The organism is Hymenobacter humi (assembly GCF_042665855.1).
In the GTDB taxonomy this organism is placed as follows: domain Bacteria; phylum Bacteroidota; class Bacteroidia; order Cytophagales; family Hymenobacteraceae; genus Hymenobacter; species Hymenobacter humi.
Genome location: NZ_JBHTEK010000001.1, coordinates 2,250,906 through 2,268,364, shown reverse-complemented (window position 1 = coordinate 2,268,364; position 17,459 = coordinate 2,250,906). Strand labels below are relative to the sequence as shown.

At 63.1% G+C, this 17,459-nt stretch carries 16 protein-coding genes and 2 pseudogenes; 12 read left to right on the top strand and 6 right to left on the bottom strand.

The window, feature by feature from the left end; all coding sequences use genetic code 11:
• Positions 1-169 precede the first annotated feature (169 nt).
• The 3 genes from ACFQT0_RS12670 to ACFQT0_RS12660 are packed head-to-tail and all read right to left on the bottom strand — an operon-like array spanning position 170 to position 3,260.
• Complete coding sequence (locus ACFQT0_RS12670) at positions 170-2,521, bottom strand: TonB-dependent receptor domain-containing protein (RefSeq protein WP_380203221.1); 2,352 nt, start codon at positions 2,519-2,521, stop codon at positions 170-172.
• Complete coding sequence (locus tag ACFQT0_RS12665; protein WP_380203219.1) at positions 2,476-2,739, bottom strand: TonB-dependent receptor plug domain-containing protein; 264 nt, start codon at positions 2,737-2,739, stop codon at positions 2,476-2,478. The genes ACFQT0_RS12670 and ACFQT0_RS12665 overlap by 46 nt, the downstream gene beginning before the upstream one ends.
• Positions 2,736-3,260 (bottom strand): carboxypeptidase-like regulatory domain-containing protein, encoded by a 525-nt coding sequence (locus tag ACFQT0_RS12660; protein WP_380203217.1) that lies wholly within the window; start codon positions 3,258-3,260, stop codon positions 2,736-2,738. Before ACFQT0_RS12660 ends, ACFQT0_RS12665 begins: the two co-directional genes overlap by 4 nt.
• 627 nt (positions 3,261-3,887) lie before the next feature.
• Here ACFQT0_RS12660 and ACFQT0_RS12655 point away from each other — a divergent pair.
• The 12 genes and pseudogenes from ACFQT0_RS12655 (at position 3,888) to ACFQT0_RS12600 (ending at position 15,005) form a co-directional block, all read left to right on the top strand.
• A complete protein-coding gene (locus ACFQT0_RS12655; RefSeq protein ID WP_380206008.1) occupies positions 3,888-4,550 on the top strand; it encodes a 6-phosphogluconolactonase in 663 nt (220 codons plus the stop codon).
• Positions 4,496-5,623 (top strand): PIG-L family deacetylase, encoded by a 1,128-nt coding sequence (locus ACFQT0_RS12650; protein WP_380206007.1) that lies wholly within the window; start codon positions 4,496-4,498, stop codon positions 5,621-5,623. Before ACFQT0_RS12655 ends, ACFQT0_RS12650 begins: the two co-directional genes overlap by 55 nt.
• Before the next feature lie 285 nt (positions 5,624-5,908).
• A complete protein-coding gene (locus ACFQT0_RS12645; protein WP_380203215.1) occupies positions 5,909-7,120 on the top strand; it encodes an anhydro-N-acetylmuramic acid kinase in 1,212 nt (403 codons plus the stop codon).
• A 288-nt stretch (positions 7,121-7,408) separates the two neighbouring features.
• Entirely contained in the window at positions 7,409-7,975 is a 567-nt protein-coding gene (locus ACFQT0_RS12640; protein ID WP_380206006.1) for a carboxypeptidase-like regulatory domain-containing protein, read from the top strand.
• Positions 7,900-10,323 carry a SusC/RagA family TonB-linked outer membrane protein gene (locus ACFQT0_RS12635; RefSeq protein WP_380206005.1) on the top strand — a complete coding sequence of 808 codons (2,424 nt, stop codon included), beginning with the start codon at positions 7,900-7,902 and terminating at the stop codon, positions 10,321-10,323. Before ACFQT0_RS12640 ends, ACFQT0_RS12635 begins: the two co-directional genes overlap by 76 nt.
• 34 nt (positions 10,324-10,357) lie before the next feature.
• Positions 10,358-10,633 (top strand): hypothetical protein, encoded by a 276-nt coding sequence (locus tag ACFQT0_RS12630; protein ID WP_380203213.1) that lies wholly within the window; start codon positions 10,358-10,360, stop codon positions 10,631-10,633.
• 73 nt (positions 10,634-10,706) lie between these two features.
• Complete coding sequence (locus tag ACFQT0_RS12625) at positions 10,707-11,714, top strand: hypothetical protein (protein WP_380203211.1); 1,008 nt, start codon at positions 10,707-10,709, stop codon at positions 11,712-11,714.
• A 377-nt stretch (positions 11,715-12,091) separates the two neighbouring features.
• Positions 12,092-12,625, top strand: a complete 534-nt coding sequence (locus ACFQT0_RS12620; protein WP_380203208.1) for a heparan-alpha-glucosaminide N-acetyltransferase domain-containing protein — start codon at positions 12,092-12,094, stop codon at positions 12,623-12,625.
• Positions 12,618-13,274, top strand: coding sequence for an acyltransferase family protein (locus ACFQT0_RS12615; RefSeq protein ID WP_380203206.1), 657 nt, complete (start codon positions 12,618-12,620; stop codon positions 13,272-13,274). Before ACFQT0_RS12620 ends, ACFQT0_RS12615 begins: the two co-directional genes overlap by 8 nt.
• A gap of 38 nt (positions 13,275-13,312) precedes the next feature.
• Positions 13,313-13,804 carry a pyrroline-5-carboxylate reductase family protein gene (locus ACFQT0_RS12610; RefSeq protein WP_380203204.1) on the top strand — a complete coding sequence of 164 codons (492 nt, stop codon included), beginning with the start codon at positions 13,313-13,315 and terminating at the stop codon, positions 13,802-13,804.
• Positions 13,743-14,113, top strand: a pseudogene (locus tag ACFQT0_RS12605) (pyrroline-5-carboxylate reductase family protein). Before ACFQT0_RS12610 ends, ACFQT0_RS12605 begins: the two are co-directional and overlap by 62 nt.
• 157 nt (positions 14,114-14,270) lie before the next feature.
• Positions 14,271-15,005 carry a hypothetical protein gene (locus ACFQT0_RS12600; protein WP_380203202.1) on the top strand — a complete coding sequence of 245 codons (735 nt, stop codon included), beginning with the start codon at positions 14,271-14,273 and terminating at the stop codon, positions 15,003-15,005.
• 18 nt (positions 15,006-15,023) lie between these two features.
• Here the strand turns inward: ACFQT0_RS12600 and ACFQT0_RS12595 are convergent, their stop codons facing one another.
• The 3 genes and pseudogenes from ACFQT0_RS12595 to ACFQT0_RS12585 form a co-directional block, all read right to left on the bottom strand.
• Positions 15,024-16,307 carry an AMP-binding protein gene (locus ACFQT0_RS12595; RefSeq protein ID WP_380206004.1) on the bottom strand — a complete coding sequence of 428 codons (1,284 nt, stop codon included), beginning with the start codon at positions 16,305-16,307 and terminating at the stop codon, positions 15,024-15,026.
• A gap of 118 nt (positions 16,308-16,425) precedes the next feature.
• A pseudogene (locus tag ACFQT0_RS12590) lies at positions 16,426-16,635 on the bottom strand (AMP-binding protein); the annotation flags it as partial.
• Positions 16,636-16,989: 354 nt separating this feature from the next.
• Positions 16,990-17,367 carry a serine hydrolase gene (locus ACFQT0_RS12585; protein WP_380206003.1) on the bottom strand — a complete coding sequence of 126 codons (378 nt, stop codon included), beginning with the start codon at positions 17,365-17,367 and terminating at the stop codon, positions 16,990-16,992.
• Positions 17,368-17,459 lie beyond the last annotated feature (92 nt).

The window sequence follows — 17,459 nt, the reverse complement described above, 5'->3', positions numbered from 1 at the left end:
TGCCCGGCAGAATAAAATTGGTGTGGAAACGACGGGGTTATTGGGGTTGTCGTTCACGTCGAGGAACTTCTCGCACGATGATAGGACGGCGCCGCTCAGCAGCAGGCCCAGGCCCATCAAATGGGGTTTCAGGTTCATATAATATCGGAAAGGACAGCGGAGCCGTCGATTAAAAATTTACGCGCAAGGCCATGTCCACGCCGCGCGTGCCGGGCACGTTGCCGTAGTCGAAGCCGCCCGAGCCACCGCCGCGCACACCTGCACCAGCGGCCGACGTTTCGGGGTCGGCGCCGGTGTACTTGGTCAGCAGCACGAGGTTGCGGCCCGTCACGCTCAGCTCCACGCCCTTGATAAACTTGGTGCCGGTGAGCAGCGAAGCAGGCAGCGCGTAGCTCATGGTTACGTAGCGCAGGCGGGCCCACGAGCCGTCTTCGATGAAGGCGGTGCCCACGCGACCCAGAATGCTGGTGTAGTACGCCTGGGTCAGCTCAACCGAGCGGGTGTTGCGGGTGTACTTGCCATCGGCCCCGAGGCTCACGCCGTCGAACACCACCTGCTTGTAGCGGTCGGCGGTGCGGGGCGAGGTGCCCACGCCGGTCTGGTACCAGTCGTTGCCGTTCACTACCACGCCGCCCACGCGGAAGTCGAGCAGCGAAGTCAGCGACAAGTTCTTGTAGGTAAACGTGTTGGTGAGCTGGGTAGTAAAGCGCGGGGCGCGGTTGCCAGCGTACAGCAAGTTGGCATTCACCGACGGGTAGCCCGTGGTGGGGTTAATCAGAATCTGGCCGTAGAACTCGCTGTTCGGGTCGGTCACGCGGTTGAAGTCCGTAGCACCGAGGCCCGACAGCGGACGGCCCGGGAAGGCGCCGCCTTCGTGCACGTCGGTGATGAAGGCATCGGACTGGAACACCACGGTGAGCGGGAACGGCAGCTCCTCCACGCGGTTGGTGTTGTGGTAGAAGTTGGTGATGATGTCCCAGGTGAAGTCACGCGTTTTCACCGGCGTGCCGGTCAGCGAGATTTCCTGGCCCTCGTTGGTCACCACGCCGCCGTTGATGTACTGCAGGATGAAGCCAGCGGCCTGGCTCACGCGCGGCGCAATAATCTGGTCCTTCGTCCGTGAGTAATAGTAGTTGAAGTCCAGGCCCAGGCGGTTTTTGAAAAACTGCAGGTTGATGCCGGCTTCGTAGGTGCGGGTGTTTTCGGGCTTCAGGTTGGGGTTCGAACCGAAGAAGTCGTTGCGGAAACCGCCGCCGATGTAGGTGTTCTGGGCCAGCGCGGCCTGCACCTTGTAGGGCGGCGCGTCTTTGCCCACGCCGGCTATCGAGGCGCGCACCTTGCCGTAGTTCAGGACGTTGTTCTGCTCCAGGCCCAGGATTTTGGTGAATTCGTAGCCCAGGCCGGCCGAGCCGTAGAAGAAGCCTTTGCCGAAAATCTTGCCTTCGTCGGGCCGCGGCAGGGTCGACGACTGGTCGTAGCGGCCCTGGAATTCGAGGAACAGCTGGTCGTAGAGCGTCAGGTTCAGGCGGGCAAAGTTGCCGATGAGGTGGCGCTTGGTGTCGCGCTGCAGGGCGTTGCGGTTCACCGTGTTGTTGAGGCCCACGAAATCGGGGTTCTGGAAAATCAGGCCGATGTAGTCCACTGCCTGGTCCTTGTTTTCCTCAATGGTGTTGCCCAACACCAGCGAGCCGCCGAGTTTGTCGCCAAAGTCGTGCGTGAAGCTGGCCAGCGTGGTGGCCGTGAGCAGGCGGAACTGGTCCACGGTTTCGGCCAGGCCGCCGTTCTGGTTGCCAATCTGCGACGTGCCCACGGCCCGCACCGACGTGGTGCGCGAAGTGTACAGGTCGGTGCCGAGGTTGTGGCTCAACGTCACGAAGCTGAAGGGCTTAAAGCTCAGGTTCACGTTGCCGATGAAGCGGTTGGTGCGGTCGGTCTGGGGGTTGTTTTTCGCCGACCAGTAGGGGTTGTCGGCGTCGGCGTCGGTGCCGTTGCCGCGGGCCAGCAGGCGGCGGCGGCTGCCGTCGGGGTTGAGGTAGTTACGGGCATCGTCATCGCGCGGCCAGTTGAGCAAGCTCAAGAGGAAGCCGCCCGACGACTGGTACAGGCCGGGGCCCTGAATGGGCCGCTGCCCACCCGAGGTGAGGTACTGGGCCGCGCCGCTCACTTTCAGCTTGGGCGATATTTCGGCCGTGCCCGACAGGCGGAAGGTGCTTTTATCGTACTTGCTTTCGGGCACCACGCCCGACTGCTGCAGGTTGGAAGCCGACACGAAGAAGCTGGCCTTGTCCGAGCCGCCCGACATGTTCAGGAAGTTCTGGAACATAGTGCCCTTCCGGAAGAAGTCGCCCACGTTGTCGTACACCTGCTCGCCGGGGCCGAAGCGCGGGCCGAACGAAATGCGCACCGTAGGGTCGGCAATGCCGTTGGAGCCGCGCTTGTACTGGTCTTGCATCTTGGGCAGGCGGCTCACCTCGTCTACCGAGTACTGGGTGCGGTAGTTGAGGGTGGTGCGGCCGGCCACGCCTTTTTGGTGGTAATCACCACGGCACCACCGGCGGCGCGCAGGCCGTAGAGGGCGGCCGCGGCGGGGCCTTTCAGCACCGTAATGCTCTCAATGTCTTCGGGGTTGAGGTCGCCGGCGCGGTTGGAAGCGCCCACCGAGCGGCCCAGCAGGCCGTTGAACTGCGAGCCGGCACCCGGCGCGGCGCTTTCCGAAAACGAGCCGTTGTCCATAATCATCCCGTCGATGACGAACAGCGGCTGGTTGTCGCCGTCGAGCGAAGTACCCCGCGTATGACGATGGAAGTGCCTTCGCCCGGCGCGCCACCCGACGACGTGATGTTCACGCCAGCTACTTTGCCTTGCAGGGCGTTCACCACGTTGGTCTGGCGCGAATCGATGATATCCTTGCTCTTCACCTCTTGGATAGCCGTCACAATCGTGCGCTTTTCCTGGGGAATGTTGTAGCCCGTTATCACCACTTCTTCGAGGCCGGTGGTGCTTTCTTTCAGGGCCACGTCCACGCTGCCATCGGCCGGGACGGTGCGCTCCTGCGGCGCGTAGCCGATGAAGCTGAACACGAGCACGGCGCCCGGCGAGGCCTGCACGGCGTAGCGGCCGTCGGCGCCGGTGGTGCTGCCGTTGGTGGTGCCTTTCACGAGCACGGTCACGCCCGGCAGGGGGCTTTGGTCAGTGGCGGTCGTGACGATGCCCGTCACGGAGCGGGCCGTTTGGGCCCAGCCGGGAGGCGCCAGCAGCACGCCCAGCAAGAGCAGAAGTAGCCAGTATTTTTTTCATCAGAAAAGAGAAAGGGGTGGGGAAAGAATTGGAAACGGAAGCCAACAAAAAAGCCGGAACCCAGCGCTGCGCGCAATCAGGTTCCGGCCTAAAAGGTCGAAAAAAGCCTTACCCTGCTACAACAGAAGGCCTTAACATTAATAAGGGTATCGGGGAAACGCATGTGGATGGAAGGAAGGGGTTCAAATGTGCACAATAATCAGGTAACCTCCTCTCTAAACCCCCAAAAAGAAACCGGCGCAGCTCAATAATTCATAGTATCATTACCCTCATTTATTTGCTACTTACTATTTGCTAACGCCCGCGTCTCGGCTGGCGCTGGCGGCGCTTTGATTACCGCTTGGCTTTCGCCAACTTTCTGCCCCTTTCACTTCGTTTTCCGGATTTTGCCATGGCTCCTTCCCTCGACACCTTGCCCGCCACGGCCGGCGCCCACCTGCCCGTGCGCATCTACGCCGATTCCGAAGATGCCTCGGCGGCGGTAGCGGCTCAGATTGCCGCCCTCATCGGGGAGCGCGCGGCAGAAGGCCGGGCCTGCGTGCTGGGGCTGGCCACGGGCTCCTCCCCCACCCGCGTGTACGAGGAGCCTGGTGCGCCTGCACCGCGAGGAGGGCCTGAGCTTCCAGAACGTCGTGAGCTTCAACCTGGACGAGTATTACCCCATGGCGCCCGACTCGCTGCAGAGCTACGTGCGCTTCATGCGCGAGTACCTGTTCGACCACGTCGACATCCGGCCCGAAAACGTGCACATCCCCGACGGCACCGTGCCCCCGGAGCAGGTAGCCGAGTACTGCCGGCGCTACGAAGAGCAAATCCGAGAGGCCGGCGGCGTCGACCTGCAGCTGCTCGGCATTGGACGCACGGGCCACATCGGCTTCAACGAGCCCGGCTCGGGCCCGGCCTCCCGTACCCGCATTATCACCCTCGACCACGTGACGCGCACCGACGCCGCGTCCGACTTTTACGGCGAGGAAAATGTGCCCCGCCGTGCCCTCACCATGGGCGTGGGCACCATCCTGGAGGCCCGCAAAATTGTGCTGCTGGCCTGGGGCGAGGGCAAGGCCGCCGTGGTAAAGCGCATGGTGGAAGGCGAAGTAACCGACACCGTGCCCGCCACTTACCTGCAAAGCCACCCCGACGTGCAAGTGGTGCTGGACGAAGCCGCCGGCGCCGAGCTCACTCCCCGCAAAACCCCTGGCTGCTGGGCCTGCCCTGCGACTGGCACGACGCCGCGCTGCTGCGGAAGGCCGTGACCTGGCTGGCCCGTTCCGTAACCAAGCCCATCCTCAAGCTCACCGAAGAAGACTACAACGAAAACGGCCTCTCGGAGCTGCTGGCGCAGTCGGGCCCAGCCTACGACATCAACATTCGGGTGTTCAACGAGCTGCAGCACACCATCACGGGCTGGCCCGGCGGCAAGCCCAACGCCGACGACACCTACCGTCCCGAGCGGGCCGCGCCCTTTCCGAAGCGCGTACTCATCTTCTCGCCCCACCCCGACGACGACGTAATTTCGATGGGTGGCACCCTGCTGCGGCTCGTCGACCAGGGCCACGAGGTGCACGTGGCCTACCAAACTTCGGGTAACATCGCCGTATTCGACGACGAGGCCATCCGCTTCGCCGAATTTGTGGCCGACTACGACCACGCCTTCGGCCTGCCGGCCAACGAGCCCGCCGACAACCTCTACCACCGCGTCTCGGATTTTCTCAAAAACAAGCAGCCCGGCCAAGTCGATTCCGACGAGGTGCAGCAGATAAAGGGCCTCATCCGGCGGGGCGAAGCCAAAAGCGCCTGCCGCCTGGCTGGAATTCCGGATGCTAACGCGCACTTTCAGGACCTGCCCTTTTACGAAACCGGCCGGGTGCGCAAAAAACCGCTGGGCGACGAGGACATCCGCCTCACCATGGAGCTGCTCAACCGCGTGCAGCCCCACCAGATTTACGCGGCCGGCGACCTCAGCGACCCGCACGGCACCCACCGCGTGTGTTTGGCAGCCATATTCCAGTCCATTCAGCAGCTCAAAGCCTCCGGTACCGCCTGGCTCGACGACTGCTGGGTGTGGCTCTACCGCGGCGCCTGGCAGGAATGGGATATCGACCAGATTGAGATGGCCGTGCCGCTCTCGCCGCAGGAGCTCACGCGCAAGCGGCGCGCCATCTTCAAGCATCAGTCGCAGAAAGACCGGCCACTCTTCCCGGGCGCCGACCAGCGCGAGTTCTGGCAGCGCAGCGAAGCCCGCAACCGCACAACGGCCAAGCTCTACGACCAGCTGGGCTTGCCCGAATACGAAGGCATTGAAGCATTTGTGCGCTGGGAATTCTAGCCCATTGAACGTCCACAACTCCCCTCCTTTTCTAAGGAGGGGATGTTTGAGCTTTAGCTCAAACGGGGTGGTTGCCCTCGTTGAACGATGGCGGAACGATTCGAGCCCAAGTCGTTCGGGTGTCGTTCAACGAGTGCAACCACCCCACTCAACTTGGCAGTTGAGCGTCCCCTCCTTAAAAAAGGAGGGAGTTTTAGGTGCTATCGCAACCAATAGCCCCTATTGCCAGCACAAGGCGGCACAAAATACTTTTGTACTGCTGCAGCAGTTCTTAAAAGCCCTAGCATGAATCCATCTGTTGCGCGCCTCTACCAGCTTGCCGGCCAGCCCAGTCGCCGTATTATCGGCTTGATGTCAGGCACTTCGCTCGATGGGCTCGACGTGGCGCTGTGCCGCCTCACCGGCGACGGGCCCGGCACGCAGCTGGAGCTGGAACACTTCCGCACGGTGCCTTACAGCGACGACACGCGGGCCCGAATCCGCACCGTGTTTGCGCGGGAGCAGGTCAGCCTCGAATACCTGACTTTGCTCAACCCCTGGCTGGGCAGCCTGCACGCCGCGGCCATCCTGGACTGCTTGCGCGAGTGGAACATTGCGCCCGCTGATATTGACATAGTTGCCAGCCACGGCCAGACCGTATATCACGCTCCGCAGCACCAGCACCATCGGCCCGATTTCTCTATAAATGCCACGTTGCAGCTCGGCGACGGCGACCATGTGGCGGTAGGCACGGGCATCATTACCCTCAGCGACTTCCGTCAGAAGCACGTGGCAGCCGGCGGCGAAGGTGCGCCTCTGGCGGCCTACGGCGACTTTCTGCTGCTAAGCAGCCCGGATGAAGAGCGCCTTCTGCTCAACCTGGGCGGCATTGCCAATTTCACCTACCTGCCCCGTGCGGGCGGCGACGCCAGTACTGCCTTCAGCACCGATACGGGCCCCGGAAATACCCTGCTTGACGCCACCGTACGCGCCCACTGCCCCGGCCTGCAGTACGATGAGGATGGCCGGCTGGCCGCGGCCGGCCGCGTGCACGAAGGCCTCCTGGCGGCGCTACTCGCTCATCCCTTCTTCGCGGCGCCCCTGCCCAAAACCACCGGCCCCGAGCTGTTCAGCTCAACTTATCTGGCGGAGGCGCAGCAGCGCAGCGGCACCACTGCGCTGGGCCTGGAAGACACTTTGGCAACGCTGGTTGAGCTGAGCGCCGTGGGCGTGGCCCGCGCCGTGCAGGCGGCTTTTGCGGAGCGGCCGGCTCCCACGGCCGTGTACACCAGCGGCGGCGGCGCGCACAATCCAGCGTTGGTGGCAGCGCTGGAAAGACATTTACCGGGCGCGCGCTTCACCACGACCGATGCGCTGGGCGTACCCGGCGATGCTAAGGAGGCCATCCTGTTTGCGGTGCTGGCCAACGAGGCGGTGGCAGGCCAGCCGGTGGCCATCGGCGCTGGGAGGCAGCGGGTGCCGGCAGTGAGCATGGGCAAGATTTCCTTTCCGGGCTAAGCGTTTAAGCTGGGCGGTTGAGCTAACCGGCTGGTGGGCGCGCGTGTCATCGTGTTTATGGTATAATGTGAATGTTGTACATTACGATTCCTACAGCTTACTTCGGGTTTCCCTCTTCACCTTTCACCTTTTTCACTACGGTATGTCCCACTCCTACTTATCATCTGGCCTCCGACGCTACGTTGGGGGGCTAGTGGCGGTGCTGCTTCTGCTGCTTGGCGGGCCCGCCGCCGCGCAAACCACTCGCTACATCATGCAGGGCCGCGTGCTGGATGCCAGCAACGAGCCTTGCCGGGCGCCACGGTGCGCCTGCTCAACACGGTGGTGGGAACGTCATCGGGCGGCGATGGGCGGTTTTCCATCGAAGCCAGCCTCGCGCCCGGCACTTATCAGCTGGAAATCTCCTCGGTGGGCTACCGGGCCGTGCGCCGGCCCGTAACGCTGGGCACCGAAACCACCGTGGCGATAGGCGACGCCGCCCTAACCGAAGACCGGGTGGGCCTGAACGAAGTGGTGGTAACCGGTACCTCGGTAGCCACCAGCAAGCGCCAGCTGGGCAACACCATTGCCACGGTGAGCGGCGACGAGCTGCGCACAGCCGTGCCTACCCAGATAGACCAGGCCCTGCAGGGCAAGTTTGCGGGCGTGCAAATCACGCAGAACTCGGGCAACCCGGCCGGCGGTATATCGGTGCGCCTGCGCGGGCCAAGCACCGTGGGCGGCTCTTCGGACCCGCTCTACATCATCGACGGCGTGCTGGTGAACAACGACTCGCCCGCCTGCTCGACCTGGGCGGCTACGCCCAAAACCGGCTGGTCGACATCAGCCCCAACGACATCGAGCGCATTGAGGTAATCAAGGGCGCGGCGGCGGCGGCCATCTACGGCTCGCGGGCTTCCAATGGCGTGGTGCAGATTTTCACCAAGCGCGGCAAGGAAGGCACGCCGCAGGTGACGGTGGGGTCGCAGTTCATGGTGTCGCAGCTGCGCAAAAAACTGGCCTACAACAACTACCCCTTCCGCTTCGCCACCATTGGCGGCACGGACCTGGCCAACGCCGACCTGACCCAAACGCCGGTGACGCGCTACGACTTGCAGGATGAGATTTTCCGAACGGCCATTGGCACCGACGACTACGTGAGCGTGAGCGGCGGCGGCGGCGGCACCAAGTACTTCGCCTCGGGCAACTACTTCCGCAACCAGGGCATTGTGAAAAACACCGACTTCAACCGGGGCGGCGGCCGGCTGCGCCTCGAGCAAACCATCGGCACCAAAGCCCGCCTGAGCGTGGGGGCCAACTACAACCTGAGCCACAGCAGCGAGCTGCCCAACGGCGGTATCAACGAAGCATACGGCGTACTTACGGGCTTCATTTTCGCCAACAACTACATCAACCCCGCGCCCGACCCCAACACCGGGCGCTACCCCAGCACGGCAGCCAACATCACGCGCACCAACCCGCTGGAAGCCATCAACCGCTTCGATTTTCAGCAGCGCACTTCCCGCTTCATCGGCGATGCCCAGCTCAACCTCACGCCATTTGCCGGCTTCTCGGTGGATTACGTGTTGGGCTACGACGCCAGCACGCAGGTAGCCAGCGGCTTTATTCCCAGCGGCAGCACGGCGCCCACCTTCACCACGGGCCTGGCCCGCCGCGCCGACCTCACCACCATTCTTGTCAACAACGACCTGACGTTTAGCTACAAGCGCGATTTAACCGAAAACTTCAACAGCACCACCACCGTGGGCGGCACCCTGCAATACCAGCGGGGATTCAGCACGGGCATCCAATCCATCGGGCTGGCACCCGGCATCGTTACGACCGCCACTGGCACGGTGGCCGGTTCGGGTGAGTTTCGCAACGAGCGCACCATTCGAGGTGCGTTCGTGCAGCAGACGTTTGGACTGCTGAACCGCTTCTATCTGACCGGTGCCCTCCGCGTGGACGCCGCGTCGGTGTACGGGCCCAAGGTGCGCACGCAAGTTTACCGCAAAGGCAGCTTTTCCTATGTGCTATCGGAAACGGATTTCTGGAAAAATGGCCCTCTGAGTCGGCTGGTGCCTCAGCTCAAGCTGCGCGCTTCCTACGGCGAGGCTGGCAACCTGACCGCCATCGAATCCTATCAGCGCTTCACCAACTACGACCCCGTGGCGCTCGGTACCCAGCCAGGATTGGCCCCATCCACCCTGCAAGGCAATAAATCTCTGGGGCCGGAGCGGCAGCGCGAAATCGAAGCCGGCGTAGACGCCAGTTTCCTTGGCGACCGGGTGGGCATCGAGTTTTCGGTGTACGACAAAAAAGTATTCGACCTAATTCTGCGGCGCGACCTAGCCCTGAGTTCGGGCTTCCTCACGCGCATCGACAACATCGGCAACATGAGCAACCGCGGCGTGGAGTTGCTGGTGCGCGCGACGCCGGTGCGCAGCTCGGGCGGCCTGACCTGGAACGTGACGGGCACGTTCACGCACAACAAAAACCGCATTACCGGCATCCCGGGCGGCCTAGTCACCTTCCCCAACGGCTTTGGGCTGGTGGCGGCGGTGGAAGGCCGCCCGCTGGGCACCTACTACGGCACCTACTCGGCCCGCCGGCCCGATGGCTCGCTGCTGCTCACGCCCGGCGGCCTGCCCCAGCGCGAGCGGGGCATCCAGGGCACCTTCGGGGCGGCCAACACGCCCCAGCGCGGGGCCGATGGCCAGCCCTCGGGCACCCTGCTCAACGGCGTGCTCGGCGACCCCAACCCGCGCTATGTGGCCTCGCTCATCAACGAAGTGGCCTTCAAGAACCTGTCATTGCGGGTGCAGTTCGATACCCAGCAGGACTTCTCGGTGTTCAACTTCACCGAGCGGGTGGGCTCGCGCGAGACGTTTGGCGGGCTGGAAATCTACGAAGCCGAGCTGCGCGGCGAGAAGCCCAAGGGAACGAGCGTGAACGAGTACACCACCTTCGATAAGTGGGTGCAGGACGGCTCGTTTGTGAAGCTGCGCGAAGCCTCGTTGAGCTACCTGCTCAAGCCCAAGTTCCTGGGTTTGCGCGATGTGCGCTTCTCGCTGACCGGCCGCAACCTGCTGGTGTTTACCAAGTACCGCGGCTACGACCCCGAGGTGAACGCCGCCGGCCAGAGCAACGCCGTGCGCGGCTTCGACTTCGTGGAAGTGCCCATTCCGCGGTCGGCTTCGCTGGGCTTCACGGCCACGTTTTAACGCCTCATTGGTTTAATAATCGACTGTCATTGTCATGAATATATTTGGTTTAACTCGTTCGCGCACCCTGGCCCTGCAGCTGCTGCTCGCCGGGGCCCTGGGGCTGGGCCTCACCGCCTGCAGCCTCGACCTGCCCAACCCCAACGCCGCCACCGACGAGCAGACGCTCAACACCCGCGAAGGCGTGCTGGCCCTCAGCCTGGGCTTGCGGCAGCTCTACTCCACCTCGGCCCTCGAGCCCAACATCATTACCACGGGCGCTACGGCCCGCGAGCCTCAAGGGCATTACCACGTTTTTCAACATCATTGAAATTGAGCAGGGCGGCACCCAGCTCTCGCCCAACAACGCCAACACCACGGCGCTGTTTTCGCGCAACTACCGCGTGGCCAACATCGCCGACCAGCTCATTGCCGCCGCGCCCAAAGTCCTGGGCTCCGACGCGGCCACCCGCAGCGGGGTGCTGGCCCACGCCTACTTGTTCAAGGCCGCCGCGCTGGGCGCCATTGCCATGGGTTTTGAGCAGGGCCCGCTCAGCGCTAACCCCGAAGGCAACGGCACCACCGCGTTTGTGGGCCGCCAGGAGCTGCTGACCGAAGCCGTGCGCCTGCTCGACCTGGCAGCTCAGGAACTAGCGGCCAACCCGCCCTCGGCCGAATTCAACGCCCAGGTGCAGGGCACGGCCTTCAACCTGCCCAACACGGTACAGGCCTACCGCGCCCGCTTCAACCTGCTGGCCGGCAACTACGCCGCCGCCCTGGCCGCCGCCAATCTGGTGAACCTGACCATCAAGTCGGCCTTCACGTATTCGGCCCAGAACCCCAACCCCGTGTTCACGGCTGCCACGCAGGTGGGCAACTTCAAGCCCCGCGACCAGTTTGGGCTGCCCGCCAGCTTGTTTGAGACCGGCGACGGCCGCCTGAATTTCTACCTCACCGGCCCCGTGGTGGTAGACCGCAACAACGGCGGCCCCGACAACCTGCGCACCCTGGCCGGCTTTTTCACCTCCCAAACCAGCGAAATCCCGGCCTACCTGCCCGACGAAATGCGCCTGATTCGGGCCGAGGCTAACCTGCGGGCCGCCACGCCCAACATTACTGCCGCCCTGGCCGACATCAACGCCGTGCGCACCCAGTCCAGCGGCGACCCCTTTGGTGTGCACGCCAACCTGCCGGCATACTCCGGCGCACTCACCGTGCCGGCGCTCCTGCTGGAAGTGTACAAGCAGCGCAGCGCCGAGCTGTACCTCAGCGGCTTGCGCCTGGAGGACAGCCGCCGTTTCGGCCGCCCTGCCCCGCCCACCAGCCTGGCCGAGCGCACCCGCAACTTCTACCCCTACCCCCAGCAGGAGCGGGTAAACAACCCCAGCACTCCGGCGGACCCGGCCATTTAGGCACGCAGGGTATTCAGCTGGATTGAATCCCCTGATTTCCCTGATTATAGCTTAATATCCAGAACATCATGCTGAGCGGAGCCGAAGCATCTCGCGTGGGGTAGTAATTCAATCGGCTATCATTAATCGTCTGTCATGCTGACGAAGGAAGCATCTTATCACTGTTGAACGATTCGTTAGACGTCATAAGATGCTTCCTTCGTCAGCATGACAGACGGTTTGGTTTACATGCGCGGTAGAGATGCTTCGGCTCCGCTCAGCATGACGTTCTTTTTCTGGGCCAAGAGCTTCTGAATTGCCAGCGAGCAAGACATCTGTTTCATGGATTAACCTGCGAATACCGACCTTAGTAGCGTTTCCTACCCAGTCCGCCACCCATGCAAACCATTACCGACGCCGCCGTAGCCACTACCGGGGCCCAGCCGCTCGCCGAGGCCTCGCAGCCGGGCCGCCTTATCTCGCTGGATGTCTTCCGGGGCATCACCGTCATGGCCATGATACTGGTGAACAACCCCGGCGACTGGGGCCACATCTACCCGCCCTTCGAGCACGCCGAATGGAACGGCTGCACGCCCACCGACCTCATTTTCCCGTTTTTCCTCTTCATCGTGGGCGTGAGTCTGGTGTATGCCCTCGACGGCGTAAAGCAGAAAGGCGGCCCGCAGGGAGCGGTGCTGCTGCGCGTGCTGCGGCGGGCCGCCGTGCTGTTCGGGCTGGGTTTGCTGCTGTCGCTTTATCCAAAATTTGACTTTTCGGTGGTGCGCATCATGGGCGTGCTGCAGCGCATTGCGCTGGTGTTTCTGGGCTGCAGCTTCATCTTTCTGAAAACCAGGCGGCGTACGCAGGTGTATCTGCTGGTGGCTTTCCTGGTGGGCTATGCCGTGCTCATGCAGGCTGGTGCCCGTGCCTAGCTTCGGCCCCGCCAACCTGGAGCCCAGCACCAATCTGGGCGCCTGGCTCGACCGCCTCGTGTTCAGCGAAGCCCACCTCTGGAAATCAAGCAAAACCTGGGACCCCGAAGGCCTGCTGGGCACCCTGCCCGCCCTGGGCACCGGCCTGCTCGGCGTGCTCACAGCCCAATGGCTACGGCGGCGCGACCAGCAGCCGGCCGCCAAAGTGGCGTGGCTGTTTGTAGCGGCGGGTGCGGTGGTCATCGCGGGCCTGGTCTGGGCGCCGTGGTTCCCCATCAACAAAGCCTTGTGGACCAGCTCCTACGTGCTCTACACGGGCGGGCTGGCCATGGCCGGGCTGGCCGCTCTGTACTGGATATGCGACGTGCAGGGCTACCGCGCCTGGACTCGCCCGGCGCTGGTGTACGGCGTCAACGCCATCCTGGTGTTCTGCCTTTCGGCCCTGCTTTCGCGCACTTTCAGCCTGTTCAAACTAACGGGGCCGAGCGGCAAAACCGTAGGCCTGAAGGAATGGCTGTACCAGTGGGGCATTGCGCCGTTTTTTGCCGACCCGCGCACGGCCTCGCTGGTGGGAGCGGTGGTGCTGGTGCTCATCTGGCTGGGTATATTGAGCTGGATGTACAAAAAGGGCGTGATTGTGAAGGTCTAGCCAATCAGTATTTCAATGGTTAGCGAGCAGATTGTGTTATGAAAATTCTTATCATCGGCGGCGGCAACATGGGCCTGACCTACGGCCGCAGCTTTGTGCGGTCGCACATCACCTCGCGGCTCGATTTGCGGCTGCTGGCCCGCTCGCCCGAGCGGGTGCCGGCCCTGGCCCTGCACGATATCGGCACGGTGTGGGGGCACCCCAGCGAGTGCGTGCCCGGCGCCGACCTGCTTATTCTGGCCGTGAAGCCGCAGGACTCGCCCGCGCTGTTTGAATCGTTGCGCGGGCTGGTGCAGCCGCAGCAGGTGGTGCTCAGCATCATGGCCGGCGTGCGCATTGACACCCTGCGCGAGGCCCTGGGCACGCCCAAAATCATTCGGGCCATGCCCAACCTGCCGGCCCAAATCGGCATGGGCATGACGGCCTTTACCAGCACCGACGCCGTGACGCGCGCCGAGCCTGGTACAGGTGCAGAACCTGCTCAGCACCACCGGCAAGACGGTGTACGTGGAGGAAGAATCGGCTATTGATGCCGCCACGGCCATTTCGGGCAGCGGCCCGGCCTACGTGTACTATTGCATGGATGCCCTTATGAGTGCCGCCACCCAAATGGGCTTCTCCCCGCCGAAGCCGAGTTGCTGGTGAGCCAAACGTTTCGCGGCGCCGTGGAGCTCTACTCCCAATCGGGCCTGAGCTGCACCGACTGGATTGCCAAGGTTTCCTCCAAAGGCGGCACCACCGAAGCCGCGATGAAGTCCTTCGGCGCGGGCCAGGTGCGCGAAGGCCTGGTGGCCGGCGCCACCGCCGCCCGCGACCGGGCCGAGGAGTTGGGCAAGTAGATAAATGCCCAATTATGAAATAGCCTACTTTCTCTTAAATAATTACTATATATTTGTTAATATTGGGGACCCTGGAATGATATGCCCAGGTGCTTTTCGATAAGCGTTGACCCTTCCCCGCCCATTCCTTTTACCCACTTCTACCCAGCCCGCTTCCATGGCCACTCACTTGTCTAAGCGCTGCTTGCTTTTCATCCCGCTCCTGGTACTTGGCGGTCAGGCGGCCCTTGCTCAGTCTCAGACCGCAATGGCGCCGGCCAAAGAGAACCTGCCTCCGCCCGCCTGGATTAGCGAGAACTTTGCCAAAGACCGCGCAAAGGCCACCAGTGATGCCCGAAACACAACGAAGTTCAAATTGCCCACCGCCGAGTCCTACTACCTATTTCCCACTTGGACACTGGGAACTTTACAGCCTATTGCCGGTCCGGTGGCCCGGCGTTGGCTGAAGTACAATATTATTGACCATCAGCTTATTGAGCGTATTTCCGGTGACAAAACGAATATTGTAAACATTGTCAACACCGATAATCTTCGCGAATTCTCAGTGGGCGATTCCGCGCGCGGCCTACGCCTGACCTACCGCCGCTACCTCAACGTGCGCTCGACCAAGCGCGCCCTGCGCACCGCCTTCTTCGAAGTGCACTACGATGCTGGCAAAGCCGCCCTGCTGTGCCAGCGGGTGGCCGCTCCCAACCGGGAGGATGTGCTGAAGTATTACGTAAAAACCGCTCAAAACCAGCTCACTCCAGTAGAGCTAGCTCCTCAGCCGGTGCTGGCTGCATTGGGAACCGAGCACGCCGACGCACTGGCCGCATATGCCCACCAGCAGCAGCTGAATCTGACCCTGGAAAACGACGTGGTGCGGCTGCTTGCTTTTAGCGACACCCTGTAAAAAGCGGTGCTTTCGGGTTTAAGCCACCGAGTACCCCGCAAAATCTTTGCGTATCTGGGTCTTGAGCAGCTTGCCAGTGGCCGTGTGGGGCAGCTGCTCCACAAATTCCACGGCGTCGGGCTCGCAGAATTTGGCCACTTTGCCCCGGAAAAATCGAGCAGGCTCCTGAGGTGATACGTCCATGCCGGGGCGGCGCACCACTACCAGCAGGGGCCGCTCGCTCCACTTGGCGCTGGGCACGCCGATGACGGCGGCTTCGGCCACGGCCGGGTGGGCCACGGCCAGGTTCTCGAGGTCGATGCTGGAAATCCATTCGCCGCCCGACTTGATGACGTCCTTCGAGCGGTCGGTGATTTGCATGAAGCCGTCGGGGTCGATGGTGGCCACGTCGCCGGTGCGGAACCAGCCGTCGGCGGTGAGCTCGCCGGGCTGGCCGCTGCGGAAGTAGTCGCGCACCACCCACGGGCCGCGCACCAGCAGGTCGCCGAAGGCCACGCCGTCGTGCGGCAGCTCCTGGCCGTCGTCGCCCACGATTTTCATATCCACCCCAAACACCACGCGGCCTTGTTTGGCGCGCACGGCCAGGCTGTCGGCGGGGCTGAGGGCGGCGTGCTTGGGCTTGAGGTGGCCGGCGGTGCCCAGGGGGCTGGTTTCGGTCATGCCCCAGGCGTGCATGATGGTCACGCCCAGCTCTTCCTCAAACGCCTTCATGAGGGCCGGTGGGCACGAGGAGCCGCCCACCACCGTGCGCCGCAGCGTACTGAACTTCCGCTGGCCTTCGCGCATAAACTGCAGCAGCCCCAGCCAGATGGTGGGCACGCCGGCGGAGAACGTGACGCCCTCGGTTTCGAACAGTTCGTACAGACTGGCGGCATCCATGCCGGCACCGGGCAGCACCAGCTTGGCACCGTTCAGCGGCGCTGCGTACGGCAGGCCCCAGGCGTTGACGTGGAACATGGGCACCACGGGCATTACCACATCGAGAGCCGAGCAATTGAGCGCATCGGGCAGCGAAATACCCAACGCGTGCAGCACCGTGGAGCGGTTAGAATACAGCACGCCCTTGGGCTGGTCGGTCGTGCCGGAGGTGTAGCACAGCGAGCACGCCGTGTTTTCGTCGAGCATCGGCCACTCATAATCCGCCGTTTCGGCGTCCAGCAGGTCTTCGTAGCTGCAGAGGCCGGGCATCTCCGACGCGGCGGGTAGGTGCTGCGGCCCGGCCATGAGCACCCATTTCTCCACCTTGGGGCACAAGGGAGCCAGGCGCTCTACCAAGGGCAGAAAGGTGAGGTCGAAGAACAGCAGCCGGTCTTCGGCGTGGTTGATGATGTAGACGAGCCTGCTCCGGAAATAGGCGCGGGTTGATGGTGTGGCACACCGCCCCTATGCCCGCTACGCCATAGTACAGCTCGAAATGCCGGTGTGTATTCCAGGCCAGCGTGCCCACCCGGTCGCCGTCCTGCATGCCCAGGCGGAGCAGGGCGTTGGCCAGCCGCTTGCTCCGGTGGTGTGCCTGGGCGTAGGTGTAGCGGTGGATGCCGCCTTCGGGCAGACGCGACACAATTTCAGAGTCGGCGTGCCACTTGGCGGCGTGCTCAATTATGCCAGCTACGCGCAGCTGGTCGGCCATCATCAGTCCTTGCATAAGTTCGGCGGTGGTGGGTGGGAGGGAAAAGCAAGCACCCAAGCTAGCTAATATTTACGACATCGAAATCGCCCCGGCGCCAGCATTCAGCACGGCTGGTTTCAAGGGCTAAAATGATGACAATTCCCTATGCTGTAATGTTGCTGCACAACACTATTACCCACCAACAAATTACTCGCAAACAAGCCCATACGGCACCCCATCAGGCCTTTTACTTCATAACCATCAGCTCATTACATTTCGCTCAACTAAGCAAGCCTGTCTGAAAGCAGAAGCCGCGGCGGCCGGCGCTGACGGGTGGCCGAGGGGCGGTACCCCAGCACCGGAACGGGTGCCCTGCTACTTCTTCACCGCCTCTATGGCCAGCTGCAGCAGGGCGCTGCGCACACTCAGCTCCGAGAGCTTGTTGTTGTTGCGCGTCGGGTGTACGCGGTTGGCCAGCAGTACCACCACCAATTCCTCTTTCGGGTCGACCCAGAAGTAGGTGCCCGTGAAGCCGGTGTGGCCGTAGCTGCTGGGCGAGGCGCTTTTGGCGGAGTTCACCGTCGGGTTGGCGGCGGGCCGGTCGAAGGCCAGGGCGCGGCGGTTATCGGGGCAGAACTGGCAGCGGGTCCAGTCGGCCATGATGTCCTTGTTGAAGAGCTGCTGATTGCCGTAGCGCCCGCCCCAGGCGTAGGTTTGGGCGAGCTTGGCCACGTCGTTGGCATTGCCAAACAGGCCGGCGTGGCCCGACAGCCCCCGAGCAGAGCCGCGCCTTCGTCGTCGACGGTGCCGTGCAGGAGCTGCCGCCGGAAAGCCGAATCAACCTC